General features: G+C 70.5%; 12 protein-coding genes. All 12 read left to right on the top strand.

Translation table 11 applies throughout. The features are described from left to right. The first annotated feature begins 159 nt into the window (after positions 1–159). Positions 160–324 carry a 50S ribosomal protein L33 gene (gene rpmG / locus AB0L40_RS01485; RefSeq protein ID WP_364348076.1) on the top strand — a complete coding sequence of 55 codons (165 nt, stop codon included), beginning with the start codon at positions 160–162 and terminating at the stop codon, positions 322–324. 36 nt (positions 325–360) lie between these two features. Beyond that, positions 361–660, top strand: a complete 300-nt coding sequence (gene secE / locus AB0L40_RS01480) for a preprotein translocase subunit SecE (protein ID WP_364348073.1) — start codon at positions 361–363, stop codon at positions 658–660. Between the two features lie 25 nt (positions 661–685). Continuing rightward, the gene (gene nusG / locus AB0L40_RS01475) at positions 686–1,210 is read left to right on the top strand and encodes a transcription termination/antitermination protein NusG (protein ID WP_026912990.1); all 525 of its coding nucleotides are present in this window, start codon (positions 686–688) and stop codon (positions 1,208–1,210) included. A gap of 1 nt (position 1,211) precedes the next feature. Continuing rightward, positions 1,212–1,637 carry a 50S ribosomal protein L11 gene (gene rplK / locus AB0L40_RS01470; RefSeq protein WP_364348069.1) on the top strand — a complete coding sequence of 142 codons (426 nt, stop codon included), beginning with the start codon at positions 1,212–1,214 and terminating at the stop codon, positions 1,635–1,637. Beyond that, positions 1,637–2,362 carry a 50S ribosomal protein L1 gene (gene rplA, locus AB0L40_RS01465; protein WP_364348066.1) on the top strand — a complete coding sequence of 242 codons (726 nt, stop codon included), beginning with the start codon at positions 1,637–1,639 and terminating at the stop codon, positions 2,360–2,362. Before rplK ends, rplA begins: the two co-directional genes overlap by 1 nt. Before the next feature lie 83 nt (positions 2,363–2,445). Continuing rightward, complete coding sequence (rplJ, locus tag AB0L40_RS01460; protein ID WP_364348063.1) at positions 2,446–3,153, top strand: 50S ribosomal protein L10; 708 nt, start codon at positions 2,446–2,448, stop codon at positions 3,151–3,153. A gap of 53 nt (positions 3,154–3,206) precedes the next feature. After that, on the top strand, positions 3,207–3,578 hold the full coding sequence (gene rplL / locus AB0L40_RS01455) for a 50S ribosomal protein L7/L12 (protein ID WP_364348060.1): 372 nt from the start codon (positions 3,207–3,209) through the stop codon (positions 3,576–3,578). A 331-nt stretch (positions 3,579–3,909) separates the two neighbouring features. After that, positions 3,910–8,721, top strand: coding sequence for a hypothetical protein (locus AB0L40_RS01450; protein WP_364348057.1), 4,812 nt, complete (start codon positions 3,910–3,912; stop codon positions 8,719–8,721). Between the two features lie 334 nt (positions 8,722–9,055). Then, positions 9,056–9,334, top strand: a complete 279-nt coding sequence (locus AB0L40_RS01445; RefSeq protein ID WP_364348054.1) for a hypothetical protein — start codon at positions 9,056–9,058, stop codon at positions 9,332–9,334. 331 nt (positions 9,335–9,665) lie between these two features. Further along, complete coding sequence (locus AB0L40_RS01440) at positions 9,666–13,280, top strand: DNA-directed RNA polymerase subunit beta (protein ID WP_364348051.1); 3,615 nt, start codon at positions 9,666–9,668, stop codon at positions 13,278–13,280. 122 nt (positions 13,281–13,402) lie between these two features. Continuing rightward, positions 13,403–17,674, top strand: a complete 4,272-nt coding sequence (gene rpoC, locus AB0L40_RS01435) for a DNA-directed RNA polymerase subunit beta' (protein WP_364348048.1) — start codon at positions 13,403–13,405, stop codon at positions 17,672–17,674. Positions 17,675–18,008: 334 nt separating this feature from the next. Then, positions 18,009–18,893 (top strand): DMT family transporter, encoded by an 885-nt coding sequence (locus AB0L40_RS01430; RefSeq protein WP_364348045.1) that lies wholly within the window; start codon positions 18,009–18,011, stop codon positions 18,891–18,893. Positions 18,894–18,966 lie beyond the last annotated feature (73 nt).

Genomic DNA, 18,966 nt, shown 5'->3' with positions numbered 1-18,966 from the left:
CGCGAGGGCCTCCCGGAGCGGCCCGCCGGGGGCGCGGGGCGGCAGCGGGCGTCGTTCGCTATTCTCCCCCGCCGGACCTGCCTCGCGTAGGTCCGTTTCGTCCGGGCGCCCAAGCGGGAGTCCGGAAGCCTTCGACTCGCATCGCGTACGGGAGCCCACATGGCCCGCGGAGATGTTCGCGTCGCAGCCACTCTCGCCTGCGAGACGTGCAAGCGACGGAACTACCAGACCAAGAAGAACAAGCGCAACACGCCCGACCGGCTGACCATTAGCAAGTACTGCAAGTGGTGCCGGACCCACACCTCCCACAAGGAGACGCGGTAGGCGGATTGACCGCTCGATTCGCACGAGACACGCCCCATGGCAGCTGAGGACCACAACGACGAGCGCCCGCGCTTGACCACCTCCCCCGCGGGGGCAGGAGCGGTCGGCGGTACGCCCGACTCCGAGGAGCAGCAGGTCGTCCGGACATCCGGCGGCCTCCGACGCTTCCCCGGGTTCCTCAAGGCCTCCTGGGCCGAGCTGCAGCGCGTCCGCTGGCCGGACCGCACGCAGGTCGCCCAGGGCACCGGCGTCGTGATCGTGTTCGTGGCGCTCGCCGGGGCGTTCCTCGGTGGTGTGGACGCCGCCGCGTCCGCGCTCGTCGATCTCGTCATCTAGCCGTCAACCGCACCGCACCCCTCTCATGTATCGCTGGTACGTCGTCAACACCTTCTCCGGGCACGAAGCCAAGGTGAAGCAGAAGCTCGAGCATCGTCTGATCACGCTCGGGCAGCGGCGTGCCGTGCGCCAGATCGTCGTCCCGACCGAGTCGGTGACGGAGGTCAAGGACAACGTGAAGGTCACGTCCGAGAAGCGGACGATGCCGGGCTACGTGCTGGTCCAGATGGATCTCACGGACGATTCCTGGCAGCTCGTCAAGGGCACCCCCGGCGTCACCGGGTTCGTGGGAGCCGGCGACGAGCCGATCCCGCTGACCCAGGAGGAGATCGACCGCCTCCTGAAGCGCTCGCAGCAGCCCACCAAGGCTCAGGCGCGCGCACAGTTCACCGTCGGCGAATCCGTCAAGGTCGTCGCCGGCCCGCTTTCCGACTTCTCGGGGGAGATCGCAGAGGTCTCCCCGGACGCCGGCAAGCTCAAGGTTCTTGTGTCCATCTTCGGCCGGGAGACCCCGGTCGAGGTGGGCTTCGATCAAGTGAAGAAGATCTGAGATGGCGAAGAAAGTTCTCACCCAGATCAAGCTGCAGGCCGTAGGCGGCCAGGCCTCCCCGGCCCCGCCCGTCGGTCCCGCGCTTGGTCAGCACGGCCTGAACATCATGGAGTTCTGCAAGGCGTTCAACGCCGCTACGCAGCAGGACGCCGGCACGATCATCCCTGTCGTGATCACGGTGTACGAGGATCGCTCGTTCACCTTCGTCACGAAGAACCCGCCGGCGGCCATCCTGATCAAGCAGGCCATCAACCTGCAGAAGGGTTCCGGCGAGCCGCACATCACCAAGGTGGGCAAGCTCACGGCCGATCAGCTCACGGCGATCGCGGAGAAGAAGCTCTCCGACCTGAACGCCAACGACATCGACGCCGCGAAGAAGATCATCGCCGGCACCGCCCGCTCGATGGGCGTGGAGGTAGAGGCCTGATGAGCAAGCACGGCAGGAAGTTCGTGGCGGCCCGCGCGAAGGTCGACCGCACCAAGGAGTACGACGTCACCGACGCGCTCGCCCTGGTCAAGCAGGTCTCCCGCGCGTCCTTCGACGAGTCCGTCGAGGTCCACATCCGCACCGGCCTGAACGTCCGCCACGCGGACGAGCAGCTCCGCGGGACGATCGCGCTCCCCAACGGCCTCGGCAAGTCCGTCACCGTCGCGGTGTTCGCCGCCGGCCCGAAGGCCGCCGAGGCCGAGGCCGCCGGTGCCGACTTCGTCGGGACCGACGACCTCGCCAAGCGCATCGAGGAGGGCTTCTCCGACTTCGACGTCGTCGTCGCCACCCCCGACCAGATGCCGCTCGTCGGTCGTCTCGGCCGGGTCCTCGGCCCGCAGGGCAAGATGCCGAACCCGAAGGTCGGCACGGTGACGATGGACGTCGCCAAGGCCGTCTCGGAGTCCAAGGCCGGCAAGGTCGAGTACCGCACGGACCGCACCGCGATCGTGCACCTCACGATCGGCAAGACGTCCTTCCCCGTCGAGCAGCTGACGGAGAACCTCGTCGCGGTCCTGGACGAGATCAACCGTGCCAAGCCGTCGGCCGCCAAGGGTCGCTACATCCGCACCGTGACCGTGGCTTCGACCATGGGCCCGGGCGTGAAGATCGACCAGGCCAGCGCACGTGTCAGCGTCGAGGAGGGTGTCGCGGTCGCCGCCTAGGCAACCCCAACACCACCCTCGCCGCCCCCGAAGACCCTCGGCTGGCCGTCACCTGACGGCCGGAAGTCCGGGACAGGAGGCTCATGAACCGGGAACAGAAGACAGCGGCGATCGCAGAGATCGTCGAGAACATCAACGAGTCCGAAGCGGTCCTCGTCGTCGATTACCGTGGCCTCACCGTCACGCAGTCGTCGGAACTCCGCGGCAAGCTGCGCGAGGCGGACGCCACGCTCGTCATCGCGAAGAACACGCTGACGGGTCGCGCGATCGCCGAGGTCGGCGAGTCCGCCGAGCCGCTTCGCGACTTCCTCGCCGGTCCGACCGCCCTGACGTACGTCAAGGGCGACGTCGCCGCGGCCGCCAAGGCCATCACCACCTTCGCGAAGGACAACGGCGATCTGCCGGCGTTCAAGGGCGGGGTCCTGGACGGCAAGCAGCTCGCGCCGGACGAGATCGCGGCCATCGCCAAGCTTCCGTCGCGCCAGGCCCTGTACGGCCAGCTCGTCGGTCTCGTCGCGTCGCCGATCACGGGCCTCGCCCGGAGCCTCGGCGGCCTGCTGGGCGGTCTCGCGATCGCCCTGGGCGAGGTCCAGGCGAAGAAGGAGTCGGGCGAGATCGCATCGGGCGGGGGGGACTCCAAGTCCTCCGATGCGCCCGCCGCGACCTCCGCTCCGGCCGAGGAGGCCCCGGCTTCGGCCGAGGCGCAGGACGACGCCGAGGGCTCCGCCCCCGACGCCGAGAACGACGCGGCCGCTGACCCGGCCGCAGACGAGTCGGGTGCGTCGGCGTAACCACGCCGCAGCAACCCGCCAGACCCACCCGAATCGCACACAGGAGAACCAACATGGCTACCACGCAGGACTGGATCGAAGAGCTCAAGAGCATCACGGTGCTGGAGCTGGCCGAGCGCATCAAGGCGCTCGAAGAGGAGTTCGGCGTCTCGGCGACGGCCGTCGCCGCCGCCGCCCCCGCCGGTGGCGAGGCCGCCCCGGCCGCCGAGGAGCAGACGGCGTTCGACGTCATCCTCGAGGCCGCCGGCGACAAGAAGATCGGCGTCATCAAGGTCGTCCGCGCCGCCACGGGCCTGGGTCTCAAGGAGGCCAAGGCCGTCGTCGACGAGGCCCCGGGCGCCGTCAAGGAGGGCCTGGACAAGGACGAGGCCGAGAAGCTGAAGGCCGAGCTCGAAGAGGCCGGCGCGACCGTCACCCTCAAGTAGCACCGCGCAGCCCTCGAGGCTGCGCACCATCGGCGCGGCGGCATCGCCGCCGCGCCGGACGACCACGGGCCGCTCATCGAGCGGCCCGTTCTCGTTCCCGGGCGCCGCCCCGCCCGACGCCCGCCACCCCGCCTCGCGCGCGCCGGCCGCGCCGAGGCAGCCCTGGACGGGACGTCCGGCCAGATGGGTCGCCGTCCGTCCACCTCCCGGGTACCGTCCGCCGCCGTCGCCCCGCGTGCTCCGTCCCCGGCCCGCCGCGCGACCCCTTCCGACACCGTCGGCGCCTGCGTTCGATACGGCGCCGATACCTCGCAGACCTAGCGTGGCCTCCATGACGTCTCCGTCACCAGCCGGACCCCTGCGCCGTTCACGACCCGACGCGTACGCGACGGCCCTCGCGGCATCGTCCGCGCGCCGCACACGCGTCGCGTGGCTGGCGTTCCTGGCCGCGTTCGTGCTGGTGGCGCTGGCGGCCGCGGCGCCGTCTGCCGACGCCGCCGACCGCAACTTCGCGGCCCGGTTCGTGGCCAACGACACCGGTGACATCGACATCTTCGGCAACACGCTGATGACCTGCCCCGCCGCGGCGTCGGGGTGTGCCGCCGCGCAGCAGGCCGGCGTCACGACGACGGCCGACTCGACGTCGCAGAACAACGCGTACAACATGCAGTACGTCGACGTCGACGGGGACTCCTCGACGTTCGACTCCAGCCGCGCGACGGTCAGCCTGCCCACGGGCAGCACCGTCCTCTTCGCCGGCCTGTACTGGGGCGCACGCACCGCGGCCGGCTCCGGCGGCGCGGCAGCCAAGGAGGTGAACGCGCGCAACAAGGTGAAGTTCAAGGTCCCGGGCGCCACGGCCTACACGTCCTTGACGGCCGACACGCTCGACGACGGCACGGGCGGCATCTACCAGGGCTTCGACGACGTCACCGCGCAGGTCAAGGCGGCCGGCGCCGGCCAGTACACCGTCGCCGACGTCCAGGCCTCGACCGGCGCCGACACGCTCGCCGGCTGGTCGCTGGTGATCGCCTACCGAGACACGGCCCAGCCCGCCCGCAACCTCTCGGTCTTCGACGGCATCAAGTCGATCGGCTCCGGCGCGAGCGGCTCCATCGCCGTGTCTGGGTTCACGACCCCGCCGGCCGGCGACGTCAACTCGACGATCGGCTTCGTCACCTACGAGGGCGACGGCGGCATCGTCGGCGACAGCGCGTCGCTCAACGGCCGCACGCTGAGCGACGCCCAGCACCCCGCCACGAACTTCTTCAACTCGCGCAGCAGCCGCGACGGCGTCCGCCGCACCGCGACGGACCCGAACCACCCCAACCAGCTCGGCATCGAGCAGTCGATGTTGTCGGTCGGCAAGCCGTTCCTCGGCAACAGCGACACGAGCGCCACGATCGGCCTCACGTCGTCCGGCGACGTCTACGCCCCGGGCGTCGTCACGCTCGCGACCGAGCTCTACGCGCCGAAGATCGAGCAGACCAAGACGGTGACCGACGTCAACGGCGGTCTCGTCGAGCAGGGCGACGTCCTCGAGTACGCGATCACGACGAAGAACACCGGCCAGGACGGCGCGACGAACGACGTCCTGCGCGACCCGATCCCCGCCAACACGACCTACGTCCCCGGCAGCATCACGGTGACGAACCCGGGCAGCACGGCCACCGCGATCTCGGACACCAGCGGCAACGACACGGGCGAGTACGACGCGACCAACGGCCGCATCGTCACCCGCCTGGGCACCGGAGCGACGGCGAGCGCCGGCGGCACCATCCCCGCCGGCAGCGGCACCTACACGGTCCGCTTCCAGGTCAAGGTCGGCTCCACGCCGGCGATCCCCTCTGGCACGATCGTCGCGAACACCGCAACGTCGAGCTTCAACTCCGCCAGCCTCGGCACCCCGCTGACCGCCGAGTCGACGGCCAACGCGACCGTCCGCTCACCGGACCTGACGATCGTCAAGAAGGCCTCCGGCACGCTCGTCCGCGGGACCCCGGGGACCTACACGATCGACGTCCGCAACATCGGCGCCGCGAAGACCCAGGGCACCGTGACCGTCAAGGACCCGCTGCCCGCCGGCCTGACCGCCGTCTCGGCGGCCGGGACCGGCTGGTCCTGCGGCGTCGCCGGTGGTGACGTCACCTGCACGCGGACGGACGCGCTGGCCCCGGCCGCCGCGTACCCGACGATCACCGTCGGGGTGAACGTCACCGACGACGTCCCGGCGTCCGTCGCCAACTCGGCGACGGTCTCCGGCGGCGGCGACGCGAACACGACGAACAACAGCTCGACGGACACCTCGATCCCGGCGAGCGTCAGCGACCTCTCGATCGTCAAGACGGTCGACGCCTCGCCGGTCGCGGTGGGCGGCGACGTCCGCTTCACCCTGAAGGTGACCAACGGCGGCCCGTCTCGCTCCACGGGCGCGACGGTCACCGACGCCCTGCCGACCGGCCTGGCGTTCGTCTCCTCGCCCGACGCCGCCTGCGCGGTGCCGTCCGGCTCCACGATCGTCACCTGCACGGTCGGTGCGCTGAACAGCGGCGCGAGCGTCTCCTACACCGTGGTCGCCCGGCCCGTGGTCGGCACCGCCGGCAGCACGATCCGCAACATCGCCCGCGTCGTCGCGGCCGGCGGCGACCCGAACACCACCAACGACGTCTCGAGCGTCGACGTGGCGATCAAGCCCGTCGACCTCGCGGTCACGAACACGATCCAGGGCGCGCCCGACACGCTCGACGCCGGCGGCATCTACACCTGGCTGGTCGACGTCGAGAACCTCGGCGGCTCGCCCGCCACCGGCAGCGTCGTGACGTTCCCGGTCCCGGCGGGCACGTCCGTCGCGCCGACCGGCCTCGACCCGCGCTGCACGGTCGTGACGGGCGTCGCCTCGAGCGTCGTCACCTGCGCCCTGGACACCGTCGCGCCCGGCGCCTCGGCCGCGCAGCTGCAGATCCCGCTCGTCGTCGCCCCGGGCGGGGGCGCGCCGGCCTCGGTGCAGACCGTCGCCACGGTGAAGAGCCTCGAGCCCGACGCCGTGACGAGCAACAACACGGCCGCGACGAACTCGCCGGTCAAGAGCGCCGTCGACCTCGGCGTGACGCTGGCCTCCAACCCGACCAGCACGAGCGCGGGCGACACGCTGACGCTGACCGCGACGGTGAAGAACGCGGGCCCGGCGACGCCGGTGGACCCGACGGTGACGATCTCGATCCCGAACGGCACCACGTTCGTGAGCGCCCCGGACGGCTGCACGCCGAACCTCGCCGCGGGCACCGTGACCTGCACGCTGTCGCCCTCGGACCTCGGCCCTGGCGGCACGGTCACCAAGGCCATCGTCGTCGAGGTCGGCCCGACGCCGCCCGACACGATCGACTCCACCGCGACGGTGAAGACGGCGTCGAACGACACCGACCCCTCCAACGACAAGGCGACGCTGTCGGTCCCGGTCGTCAAGGTCGCCGGCCTCTCGATCACGAAGACGGCGTCCACCGGCCAGGCGAAGCCGGGGGAGACCGTCACCTACGCGCTGCGCGCGGCCAACACCGGCGTGTCCGCGGCGGCGGCCCAGGGCGTGGTCGTCACCGACACCCTGCCCGCCGGGGTGACGTTCGTCTCCGTCGACGACCCGGCGTGCACGTACGCGGCACCGAGCCGCACCGTGTCGTGCGACTTCGGCACGATCGGCGCCGGGGCGACGCGGTCGGCGAACGTCGCCGTGACGGTCGACCCGCTCGCGGGAGCCTTCGACTCCCACGCGATCGACCAGATCGACGTCGTGAAGGTGGAGAGCGACCTGACCGTGCAGGGCGCCCGGACGGGCGCCGCGACGGCCGAGTGCGCGCCGGGGTTCTTCGCGACGGACGGCAGCGTCCGCATCGACGGCATCGACGACGCGAGCGCCACCCTGGCCGGGATCGAGGTCCTGCAGAGCGCCGCCTCCGCGGACGGGCACGCCTGGGACGGTCGGCTGGAGAACACGACCGCCAAGCAGGTCCACGCGAAGGTCGAGGTGGTGTGCCTGTCGTCGCAGACGACGAGCGCGCAGCACCACCCGCTCCTCGTCTCCGACCAGCAGACCGCCACGCGCAGCTGGAACGGCGGGAGTCACGACGTCGTCCTGACCTGCGGCACGGGTCGCGTCGCCGTCGCGCCGAGCTTCTCCTTCTCGAACGGCTCCGGCGTCGTGCGCACCTCGCAGCGCGAGGGGACGACCGGGTGGCGCTTCACGGTCGACGTGCCGGAGTCGGCGGACGCGATCCTCGGGATCCGCTGCCTCTCGACGACGACGGGGCTCGTGAACGGCCACGTCCACGACCTCCTGCTCAGCGAGATGTCGACGGTCACCGTCACCGTGCCGGCCGGCGGCACGGCGAACGCGCCGAAGCTCACCTGCCCGAACGACGGCAAGGGCATCGTCGCCTCGACGGACATGGATCCGGGGCTGCTGTCCCTGGGCAACGACCCGCAGCCGGTCTCCCGGGTCTTCGGGTTCTACAACCCGACGGACGAGCCGCTGACGGCGCGCATCAGCCTGCTGTGCATCGACACCCACACGAGCGGTGAGCTCGGGGTCCAGGCGGTCGCCAACACGGCGTCGGTCACGACCGGCACCGCGGACGCGACGACGACCGACGACAGCGCGACGGCGACGTTCGTCGCGACGCCGGCCGCGGGCGACACCGGGATCGACACGACCCCGGTCACCCCGGCGCCGGTCACATCGACCCCGAGCCCCCGCCCGGTCGCCCCGGCCGTCGTCGCCCCGGCGACGACCGCCCAGGCCCCGGTCGCGGCGGTCGCCAAGGCCGTCGTCCTGTCCTCGGCGCTCCGGGTCACGGGCACCACGAGCAGGGCGACGGTCGCGGTCGCGGTCCGCTGCTCCTCCGCCTGCGCCGGCACGGCGAAGCTCGTCGCGCTGGCCCGGGTCAAGGGCAGCACGACGCTGAGGAAGGGCTCCGTGCTCGCCGCGACGTCCCTCCGCCTCGTCGCGGGCAAGCAGGGCACCCTGCGCCTGGTCGCGAAGGGCAAGGCCGCCAAGGCGCTCCGCCTCGGCCGGGTCACCAAGGCGTCGCTCGTGATCACGACGGGCAAGGGCACGCAGGTCGTCAGGACGGTGCGCGTCTCGGCCCGCTGAGCACCCCGGCCGGCCCGCGGGCCCCGTCGTCCCTCGCGGGAGCGCGAGCGGGCGACGGGGCCCGCCGTCGTCCCAGGTCCGGATCCGCGAGCCGCCGGCTCCGCGCCGCAGGCCCCGCACTGCCTGGACCGGGCGCCGCCCGGACGCACCGCGCGTCGGGCGGGGCGACGTTCCTCAAGGCCGGCTCACGTGGAGCTCAACGAGGTAGCACGTCGCGCGACGCCGTTGCGGACCACCGTCACATCCCGCTTGCGCGCGGGGGCGGAGTGCGGGTACCGTCGGTGGAGACGAGCCCTCGTCGTCCCGACCCTCGCACCCCACGCCGGAGCCCTCAATGGCGATCCAGAAGTCCCCTGCCCCTCCGTCCCGCAGCAGCCTCCTCCGCCGCATCCGCGCGCTCGAGGCGAAGCTCGAGGAGATCGGCGACGACGCGCCCGGCGCGAGCCGCGCCGCCCGCGCGCAGGACGACCCGGCCGCCGAGGTCCACGAGCTGATCGCCTCCGGCCGCCCGATGAGCGCGATGCGCCGCTACCGCGAGCTGACGGGCGCGACCGAGGCCGAGGCACGGGTCGCCATCGAGGAGCTGGGGGGCTTCTCCTCGCAGGCGGACTGACGCCGGCAGCACCGCAACGGCCCTCCGGGGCCCGGGAGGCACGGCCGGCGGGCGCCCACAGGGGTGCGGCGACGGCCGGGCGGCGCGCGTCGGGCGCGTCGCGTAGACTCCCTCCCGTCGACCGATAGTCGTAGCCGTCCTCCCATCGGATCCCGCGCCACATACGCGGGTCTGCAGGACGGGGTCCGTGACCGTCGACCGCCCTCGCCACGGGGTCCATTTCTCCGTGTGCTAATTTTCATGTGTTCGTATCCGCGCGCCGGCTGGACGCCTGCGCGGCCCGGGTACGAATCCTCGCCCGACACACCGACCCCCCGAGGAGTCGCCCGCCTTGTCCACGGTCAACGCCCTGCGCACGCGACGCACGTTCGCACGTCTGGATCAGGTCCTCGACGTCCCCAACCTCATCGACATTCAGCGCCGGTCCTTCGACTGGCTCGTGAATGGCGTGAAGGGTGGGCTCCGAGAGACCATCGACGACATCTCCCCGATCGAGGACTACACCGGCAATCTCGCCGTGGAGTTCGGCGAGCTGGAGTTCGGCGAGGAGACGCACACCCTCGCCGAGTGCAAGGAGAAGGGGCAGACGTACTCGCGCCCCCTCTCCGTCGAGGTCTCGTTCGTCAACCGGGAGACCGGTGAGATCCGCGAGCAGTCCGTCTTCATGGGCGACTTCCCGTGGATGACCGAGCGGGGCACGTTCATCGTCAACGGCACCGAGCGCGTGGTCGTCACGCAGCTCGTCCGTTCGCCGGGCGCGTACCTCATGGAGCCGAAGGACCGCGAGAAGCAGGTCTTCGTCGCCAACCTCATGCCGGCCCGCGGCTCGTGGCTCGAGCTCGAGGTCGACAAGAAGGGCAAGGTCTTCGTCCGGATCGACCGCAAGCGCAAGCTGCCGGTCACGGTCCTGCTGCGGGCCATGGAGTACAACCCGGAGCTCGACTCCGACGTCGAGGAGTCCGACGCCGACGTCGACGCGCTCGACCAGGTCCTGCTGGACCGCTTCGAGGGCTCCGCCTACGTCCGCAACACCCTGCTGACGGACACCGAGGCGACGCGCACCAAGAAGGGCGCGCTCATCGAGCTGTTCAAGAAGCAGCGCCCCGGCGAGCCGCCGACGGTCGACGCCGCGTACGCGCTCCTGCAGACGCTGTTCTTCGACCCCAAGCGCTACGACCTCACGCGCGTCGGCCGCTACAAGCTCAACTCGCGGCTGAACCTCGACATCGACCTCGAGACCCGCCACCTCACGCCCGAGGACATCTACGCGCTCATCGGGGAGCTCATCAAGCTCCCGCGCGAGCTCGGGATCCCGGAGGACGAGGACGTCGAGATCAAGGACTACGCGGCCGAGGCCTCGGCCATGCCGCGCGAGCCCGTCGCGGACCTGCTCGACGAGTACGAGCACTTCGGCAACCGTCGCCTGCGCACGGTCGGCGAGCTGATCCAGGACGCCTTCCGCGTCGGCCTCTACCGCATGGAGCGCGTCGTCCGCGAGCGCCTCACGACGGAGGACGAGGACACGATCACCCCGCAGTCGATCGTGAACATCCGCCCGGTCTCCGCGGCGCTGAAGGAGTTCTTCGGCTCCTCGCAGCTCTCGCAGTTCATGGACCAGAACAACTCGCTGGCCGGCCTGACGCACCGCCGCCGCCTGTCGGCGCTGGGTGCCGGTGGCCTGACCCGCGAGCGCGCACCCATCGAGGTCCGCGACGTCCACCCGACGCACTACGGCCGCATGTGCCCGATCGAGACCCCGGAGGGCCCGAACATCGGCCTGATCGGGTCGCTGTCGAGCTACGCGCAGATCTCCGAGCACGGCTTCATCACGACGCCGTACCGCGTGATCGCGAACGGCAAGGTCACCGGCGAGATCGTCCACCTGGACGCCACGCAGGAGGAGGAGGGGCTCGCCGCACAGGCCGACGCCCCGATCGACGCCGACGGCAACCTGCTCGAGGACGAGGTCCTCTGCCGCACGCAGGCCGGCAAGTACGTCGTCATCCCGAAGACCGAAGTCACGCTGATGGACGTCTCTCCTCAGCAGATCTGGTCCGTCGCCACGGCGATGATCCCGTTCCTCGAGCACGACGACGCCAACCGCGCGCTCATGGGCTCCAACATGCAGCGCCAGGCGGTGCCGCTCCTGAAGACGGACGCGCCCCGCATCGGCACCGGCATGGAGGCCCGCGCGGCCCAGGACTCCGGCGACGTGGTCCTGGCCAAGACGGCCGGCACCGTGCAGTACGTCGACGCCAAGCGCATCGTCATCGAGCACGCCGAGGGGCGCGACGAGTACCACCTCGAGAAGTTCGAGCGCTCCAACCAGGGCACGCTCATCCACCAGCGCCCGCTGGTCAAGCGCGGTCAGGAGGTCGGCGCGGGCTCCGTGCTCGCCGACGGCTCCTCGACCTCGATGGGCGAGATGGCGCTGGGCAAGAACCTGATGGTCGCGTTCATGTCCTGGGAGGGCTACAACTTCGAGGACGCGATCATCCTCAGCCGCCGCCTGGTCAGCGACGACGAGCTCACCTCGGTGCACATCGAGGAGTACGAGATCGACGCGCGGCAGACGAAGCTCGGCGACGAGGAGATCACCCGCGACATCCCGAACCGCGCGGAGGAGTCCCTGCGCAACCTCGACGACCGCGGCATCGTTCGCGTCGGCGCCGAGGTCGGCTCGGGCGACCTGCTGGTCGGCAAGGTCACGCCGAAGGGCGAGACCGAGCTGACGGCGGAGGAGAAGCTGATCCGCGCCATCTTCAAGGAGAAGGCCCGCGAGGTCCGCGACACCTCCCTGAAGGTCCCGCACGGCGAGGGCGGCGTCGTCATCGACGTCAAGACCTTCCACAAGGACGAGGGCGACGACCTGCCCCCGGGCGTCAACGAGCTCGTGCGCGTCTTCGTCGCGAAGAAGCGCAAGATCTCCGAGGGCGACAAGCTCGCCGGCCGCCACGGCAACAAGGGCGTCATCTCGAAGATCGTCGACATCGAGGACATGCCGTTCCTCGAGGACGGCACCCCCGTCGACGTCATCCTGAACCCGCTGGGCGTGCCGTCGCGCATGAACGTCGGTCAGGTGCTGGAGATCCACCTCGGGTGGGCCGCCGCACAGGGCTGGTACCCGGACGGCACGCAGGCCTGGGACGAGCGCGAGGGCAACAAGGGCGGCGGCGTCTACGTCTCCACCCCGGTCTTCGACGGCGCGACGGTCGCGCAGGTCGACGAGGCCCTGGTGAAGTGGCAGGACAACCACTCCGCCAACGGCGGCCTGATCAACATGGACGTCGACAAGTCGCGTCCGGACGGCACCCAGGCGAGCGGCAAGTTCACGCTCTTCAACGGGCGCACCGGTCAGCCGTTCGACGCGCAGATCACCGTCGGCTACATGTACATCCTGAAGCTCCACCACCTCGTGGACGACAAGATCCACGCGCGTGCGACGGGCCCGTACTCGCTCGTCACCCAGCAGCCGCTGGGCGGCAAGGCGCAGTTCGGCGGCCAGCGCTTCGGCGAGATGGAGGTCTGGGCGCTCGAGGCGTACGGCGCCGCCTACACGCTGCAGGAGATGCTCACGATCAAGTCCGACGACACCGTCGGACGCGTGAAGGCCTACGAGGCGATCGTCAAGGGCGAGAACATCGCCGAGCCGAGCGTCCCGGAGTCCTTCAAGGTGCTCCTGAAGGAGATGCAGGCGCTCTCCCTCGACGTCCGCGAGATCCACGACGAAGGCGCCGGAGCCGGCGCCGACGACGAGGACGAGCTGCTGCGCGCAGCCGAGGAGCTCGGCATCGACCTGGGCGGCGTCCGCGCCGACCTGGGCGACGAGCCCGCCGCAGACGAGGCGCCCGCCGCGCCCGAGAACAACGCAGAGGCTCCCGCCGAGGGCGACACGCCCCCCGCCGGTGAGCAGGCCGCCCCGGTGGCCGCGGAGGACGAGGCGTAGGACCGGCACGGCCGGCGCCCCGGTCCCGGACCCACCCGCCACGCGCGGGTGGGCCCGGGACCAGGGGCCCGGCCACGCCGCCCACCGCCCCGCCAAGCACACGATCAGGGAACCCACCCACCGTGCACGACATCAACACGTTCGACGCCATCGAGATCGGCCTTGCCTCCTCGAAGCAGATCCGCTCCTGGTCCTCGGGAGAGGTCCTGAAGCCGGAGACCATCAACTACCGCACCCTGCGCCCCGAGCGCGACGGGCTCTTCTGCGAGCGCATCTTCGGTCCGACCAAGGACTGGGAGTGCTACTGCGGCAAGTACAAGCGCGTCCGCTACAAGGGCATCATCTGCGAGAAGTGCGGCGTCGAGGTCACCCGCTCGAAGGTCCGCCGCGAGCGCATGGGTCACATCGACCTGGCCGCGCCGGTCTCGCACATCTGGTTCTTCAAGGGCGTCCCGAGCCGCATCGGCTATCTCCTCGACATGGCTCCGAAGGAGCTCGAGAAGATCCTGTACTTCGCCGCGTCGATCATCACGTCGGTCGACCAGGAGGCCCGCTGGCGCGACCTCCCCGAGCTCGAGCAGCAGGTCCAGGACGACCTCGACCAGAGCTCCGCGATGGAGAAGGACGAGCTCTCCGGCCTCGAGAACTCCCTCGTCGTCCGCACCCAGTACCTGCAGGACGGGTCGCAGGAGGGCTTCTCCGACGACGACTTCCTGTGGGCCGAGTCGCTCGACATCGTCGTCGAGAAGCTGACCGACGACGAGCGCAAGAAGCTCCTCGCCGACAACAAGAAGCAGCTGACGGCCGAGATCGACGATCTCCGGTCGCACTACGAGGAGTCCCGCGCGCGTCTGCGTGAGGTCTGGAAGCTCTTCGCGAACAAGCTCGAGCCCAGCGACGACCCGCCGGGCGAGGGCGAGGAGTGGCCGCTGTCCGCCTTCACGGACAAGGCGATCGAGAAGGACGACCTCGTCCCGCAGACGGTCATCGCGGACGAGACGTTCTTCCGCGAGCTGAAGATGCGCTTCGGCTCGGTCTACGGCTACGGCGAGTACTTCAGCGGCGGCATGGGTGCCGAGTACATCCGCGAGCTCATGCTGATCAAGCCGGAGTACGACCGCGAGGCCCCGCGCCGCGACGTCGACCCCGAGCGCCTGGCCGGCGTGGACCTCGACGTCCGCGACCAGCCCGGCTTCTGCCTGAAGCACGAGCGCGAGGACCTCGAGGACCTCGTCAAGAACGGCAAGGGCCAGAAGCAGCAGCGCGCCGTCAAGCGCCTGAAGGTCCTCTCGGCGTTCTACGACCCCGAGAACCCGCCGTACTACTCGCAGGTCAACAAGCCCGAGATGATGATCCTGGACGCGGTCCCGGTCATCCCCCCGGACCTGCGCCCGATGGTCCAGCTCGACGGCGGCCGTTTCGCGACGTCCGACCTCAACGACCTGTACCGCCGCGTCATCAACCGCAACAACCGCCTCAAGCGGCTCCTCGACCTCGGCGCGCCCGAGATCATCGTGAACAACGAGAAGCGCATGCTTCAGGAGTCCGTCGACGCGCTCTTCGACAACGGCCGTCGTGGTCGCCCGGTCACGGGCCCCGGCAACCGTCCGCTGAAGTCGCTCTCCGACATGCTCAAGGGCAAGCAGGGCCGGTTCCGCCAGAACCTGCTCGGCAAGCGCGTCGACTACTCGGGCCGGTCGGTCATCGTGTCGGGTCCGTCGCTGCGGCTGCACCAGTGCGGTCTGCCGAAGCTGATGGCGCTCGAGCTGTTCAAGCCGTTCATCATGGCCCAGCTCGTCGAGCGCAAGGACGCGCAGAACATCAAGGCCGCCAAGCGCCTCGTCGACGAGTCGCGCGAGGAGGTCTGGGACGTCCTGGAGCAGGTCATCCAGGAGCACCCGGTGCTGCTCAACCGCGCCCCGACGCTCCACCGCCTCGGCATCCAGGCCTTCGAGCCCGTGCTGATCGAGGGCAAGGCCATCCGGGTCCACCCGCTGGTCTGCGCCGCGTTCAACGCGGACTTCGACGGCGACCAGATGGCCGTGCACGTCCCGCTGTCCGCCGAGGCCCAGGCCGAGGCGCGACTGCTGATGCTGTCGTCCAACAACATCCTGTCGCCGTCCAACGGGCAGCCGCTCGCGACGCCGTCGCAGGACATGGTCATCGGCGGCTACTACGTGACCCTGGGCGACGAGCCCGAGGTCCTGGCCGAGAAGCACAAGGCGCTGTACGACGGCACGTGGCCGGCGGACGAGCGCAAGCCGCGCGTCTTCCGGACCGCCAACGAGGCGACCCTCGCCGACCAGCACGGCGGGGCGAAGCTCCACGACCTCGTGGAGTTCCGCGCCGAGGGCCGCGCGCCGGTGCTCACGACGCTCGGCCGCGTCATCTACAACGACCGCATCGAGCGGGCGCTGATCGAGACGCTGGGCGCCGAGTACGACCCGGCCTCGTACGTCTTCATCAACCAGTCGATGCGGAAGAAGGACACCTCCCGCTTCATCGACCAGCTGGTGCAGATCTACGGCCCGTCCACGATCGCGACCGTCCTGGACGCGTTCAAGGACCTGGGCTTCGAGTTCGCGACCCGCGCCGGCGTGACGATCTCCAAGAACGACGTGGTGATCCCGCCCAACAAGGGCAAGATCATCAAGAAGTACGAGGACATCGTCGCCGGGATCGAGGAGCAGTACGAGGACGGCCTCATCACGGAGTACGAGCGTCACGAGCTCATCGTGAACAAGTGGAACGAGGCGACGGAGGAAGTCGCCAACGCCATGGAGAAGAACTTCCCGCCCCGGAACCCCATCTACATGATGGCCAACTCCGGTGCGCGTGGGTCGCTCAAGCAGATCCGCCAGCTGGCCGGCATGCGTGGCCTGATGTCGAACCCGAAGGGCGAGATCATCGAGCGGCCGATCAAGGCCAACTTCATGGAGGGCCTCGACGTCCTCGAGTACTTCATCTCCACCCACGGCGCGCGCAAGGGTCTGGCCGACACCGCCCTGCGTACCGCGGACTCCGGGTACCTGACGCGTCGCCTGGTCGACGTGTCGCAGGACGTGATCATCCGTGAGCACGACTGCGGCACCGAGGGCTGGATCGACATGCCGGTCTACAACGAGGTCCAGGAGCTCAACCCGAACCTCGCCGGGCGCGTCACCGCGGCCGACGTGCTCATCGGCGGCGACGTCCTGATTCCGAAGGGCGAGGAGATCGACAACGTCCGCGTCCTGCGGATCACGGAGATGGCCGGCCCGGAGGAGCGCCCGACGGTCGCCGTCCGGTCCGTGCACAAGTGCGAGGCCCTCACCGGCATCTGCCAGGCGTGCTACGGCCGCTCGATGGCCTCCGGCCAGCTGGCGGAGATCGGTGACGCGGTCGGCATCGTCGCGGCGCAGTCGATCGGCGAGCCCGGGACGCAGCTCACCATGCGTACCTTCCACACCGGTGGTGTGGCAGGTGCCGACATCACGCACGGTCTGCCGCGTGTCGTCGAGCTGTTCGAGGCCCGCAAGCCCAAGGGCCTGGCGAAGATCGCCGAGCACGACGGCGTGATCGCGGTCGAGGCCACCGACAAGGCCCTGACCATCGTCATCACCGACGCGGCGGGCGACGAGCACCGCTACACGTTCCCGCGCCGCACCCGCCTCTTCGTCGAGGACGGGCAGAAGGTCAAGGCCGGCGAGCAGCTCAACGAGGGCTCCCTGTACCCGCACGAGCTCCTCGAGCTGCAGGGCCGCACCGCGACCGAGCAGTACCTGGTCAAGGAGGTGCAGTCGGTCTACAAGTCGCAGGGCGTGGACATCAACGACAAGCACATCGAGCTGATCGCCCGTCAGATGCTCAAGCGCGTGCGCGTCGAGCAGAAGGGCGACTCGGACTTCCTCCCGGGCCAGTTCGTCGACCGGAACGAGTTCTTCCGCGTCAACGAGCAGATCGCGGCGGACGGCGGCGAGAAGGCGACGTACGAGGAGGTCATCCTCGGCATCACCAAGGCGTCCTTGAACACCGACTCGTTCCTGTCGGCGGCCTCCTTCCAGGAGACCACCAAGGTGCTCACCGATGCGGCGCTGGAGGGCAAGCGGGACGACCTGCTCGGCCTGAAGGAGAACGTCATCATCGGCAAGCTGATCCCGGCGGCGACCGGCCTGCGGCACTACCGCCGGATCGAGATCGAGCCGACGGACCCGCTCCCGCACGGCGGCGACGTCGCCCTGCTGGACGGCGACGAGCTCCTGGGCGACATGGGTCTCGACGGCGGCCAGCCGTACGGCGACGACCTCTCGCAGGACCTGCGGGACCTCGAGCAGCTCGGCGGCAGCCAGGGCGACCTGGCCGACGAGCTCATCGAGCTCGACGTCCCGGCCCCGGGCCCCGACGACCGCCTCTGAGCGACGGCGCGCTCCGGCGCGCCGCCCTCCGGGGGCCGCGAGGTCCCCGAACACGACGCCCCGGTCCCCGACCGGGGCGTCGGTCGTTCCGGGCCGGGAGCGTCCGGACTCGACGGGTGATCGATCGGCGGGGCCGCAGCGACCCGTGCACGGAAGTGGAGGATCGTCACAGCAGACGGCGTATCTGCCACGAGGGCGAACCGACACGGCCGCATCTCAGACGAACCGGGTCGCATCCTTAGGTGGGGTCGCTACGGTTGGGCGACGAACCCGCCGATGAGGTGAGCGGGGGCCCGTCCGGGCTCCGGCACACCGCGTCACCCGTTCTTCCTCGATGCTCCAACTCGGAATCGTCCTCGCCCTCCTCAGCGCCCTCGCCGCGAACCTGGGCTTCCTCTACAAGCACCGCGGTGCGAACGAGGCTCCCGCGGTCGACGCCCGGCATCCCATCCGCACGGGCCTCGCGCTCTGGAAGTCCCGGTGGTTCGCCGCCGGCATGCTCGTGGGCGCCGTCGGCTGGGCGTTCCACACGGCGGCGATCGCCGTCGCGCCGATGTCGGTGGTCCAGGTCGTCCTGGCCGGCGGCATCGTCCTCGTGGCGGTCCTCGCCGACCGCGTCTTCGGGATGACGGTCGGCAAGCGCCAGTGGGCCGGGCTGATCCTCACCGGCCTCGGCCTGGCGATGCTCGTCGTCGCCATGCCCGGGGTGGACTCCGCCAACAGCAACTTCCGCGTGCTCGGGCTCGCGCTCTTCGAGGGCGTCCTGCTCACGCTCGGCGTCCTGATGATCCTGGGCGGCCAGCACGAGCGGGGCGCGCACCTCCGCGGCCCGCTGATGGGCGCGGCCGCCGGCGTCCTCTTCGGCGTCTGCAACGTCGCCGTGAAGGCCACCACCGGCGTCCTCGGCGCCGGCGGCAGCATCATCACGCCCTGGATCTTCGTCGCGCTCAGCGCGTCGATCCTCGCGTACTACATCTCCGCGCGCTCGCTGCAGCAGGGCGGCGCCGTCGAGGTCATCGCGATCACGGCCACCGGCGCCAACGTCGTCGGCATCCTGGGCGGCTTCGTCGTCTTCGGCGATCCGATCGCCACCGACACCCTCGGCATCGTCGTGCAGTCGGTCGCCTTCGTGATGGTCATCCTGGCCGCGGCGCTGCTCCCCGCCCCGCGGGCCACCGGCGGCGGCCCGGGTGGCGGCGCCGTCGGAGCCGCCGTCTAGCGGACGCCGCGGGCACGCCCCACCCGCCGCGGGCCGTCGCGCGCTCGGCGCGACGGCCGGATGCGCCCCGCCG

Origin of the sequence: Patulibacter sp. NPDC049589, assembly GCF_040675535.1 — a bacterium.
In the GTDB taxonomy this organism is placed as follows: Bacteria; Actinomycetota; Thermoleophilia; order Solirubrobacterales; family Solirubrobacteraceae; genus Patulibacter.
Note: the sequence above shows the minus strand (reverse complement) of the source record. Positions and strands in the feature narration are given on the sequence as shown.

Coding starts and splice junctions, on each gene's coding strand:
- secE (WP_364348073.1), top strand. CDS start 361: ATGGCAGCTGAGGACCACAACGACGAGCGCCCGCGCTTGACCACCTCC.
- AB0L40_RS01430 (WP_364348045.1), top strand. CDS start 18,009: ATGCTCCAACTCGGAATCGTCCTCGCCCTCCTCAGCGCCCTCGCCGCG.
- rplJ (WP_364348063.1), top strand. CDS start 2,446: ATGAACCGGGAACAGAAGACAGCGGCGATCGCAGAGATCGTCGAGAAC.
- AB0L40_RS01445 (WP_364348054.1), top strand. CDS start 9,056: ATGGCGATCCAGAAGTCCCCTGCCCCTCCGTCCCGCAGCAGCCTCCTC.
- rplK (WP_364348069.1), top strand. CDS start 1,212: ATGGCGAAGAAAGTTCTCACCCAGATCAAGCTGCAGGCCGTAGGCGGC.
- rpmG (WP_364348076.1), top strand. CDS start 160: ATGGCCCGCGGAGATGTTCGCGTCGCAGCCACTCTCGCCTGCGAGACG.
- rplL (WP_364348060.1), top strand. CDS start 3,207: ATGGCTACCACGCAGGACTGGATCGAAGAGCTCAAGAGCATCACGGTG.
- nusG (WP_026912990.1), top strand. CDS start 686: ATGTATCGCTGGTACGTCGTCAACACCTTCTCCGGGCACGAAGCCAAG.
- AB0L40_RS01450 (WP_364348057.1), top strand. CDS start 3,910: ATGACGTCTCCGTCACCAGCCGGACCCCTGCGCCGTTCACGACCCGAC.
- rplA (WP_364348066.1), top strand. CDS start 1,637: ATGAGCAAGCACGGCAGGAAGTTCGTGGCGGCCCGCGCGAAGGTCGAC.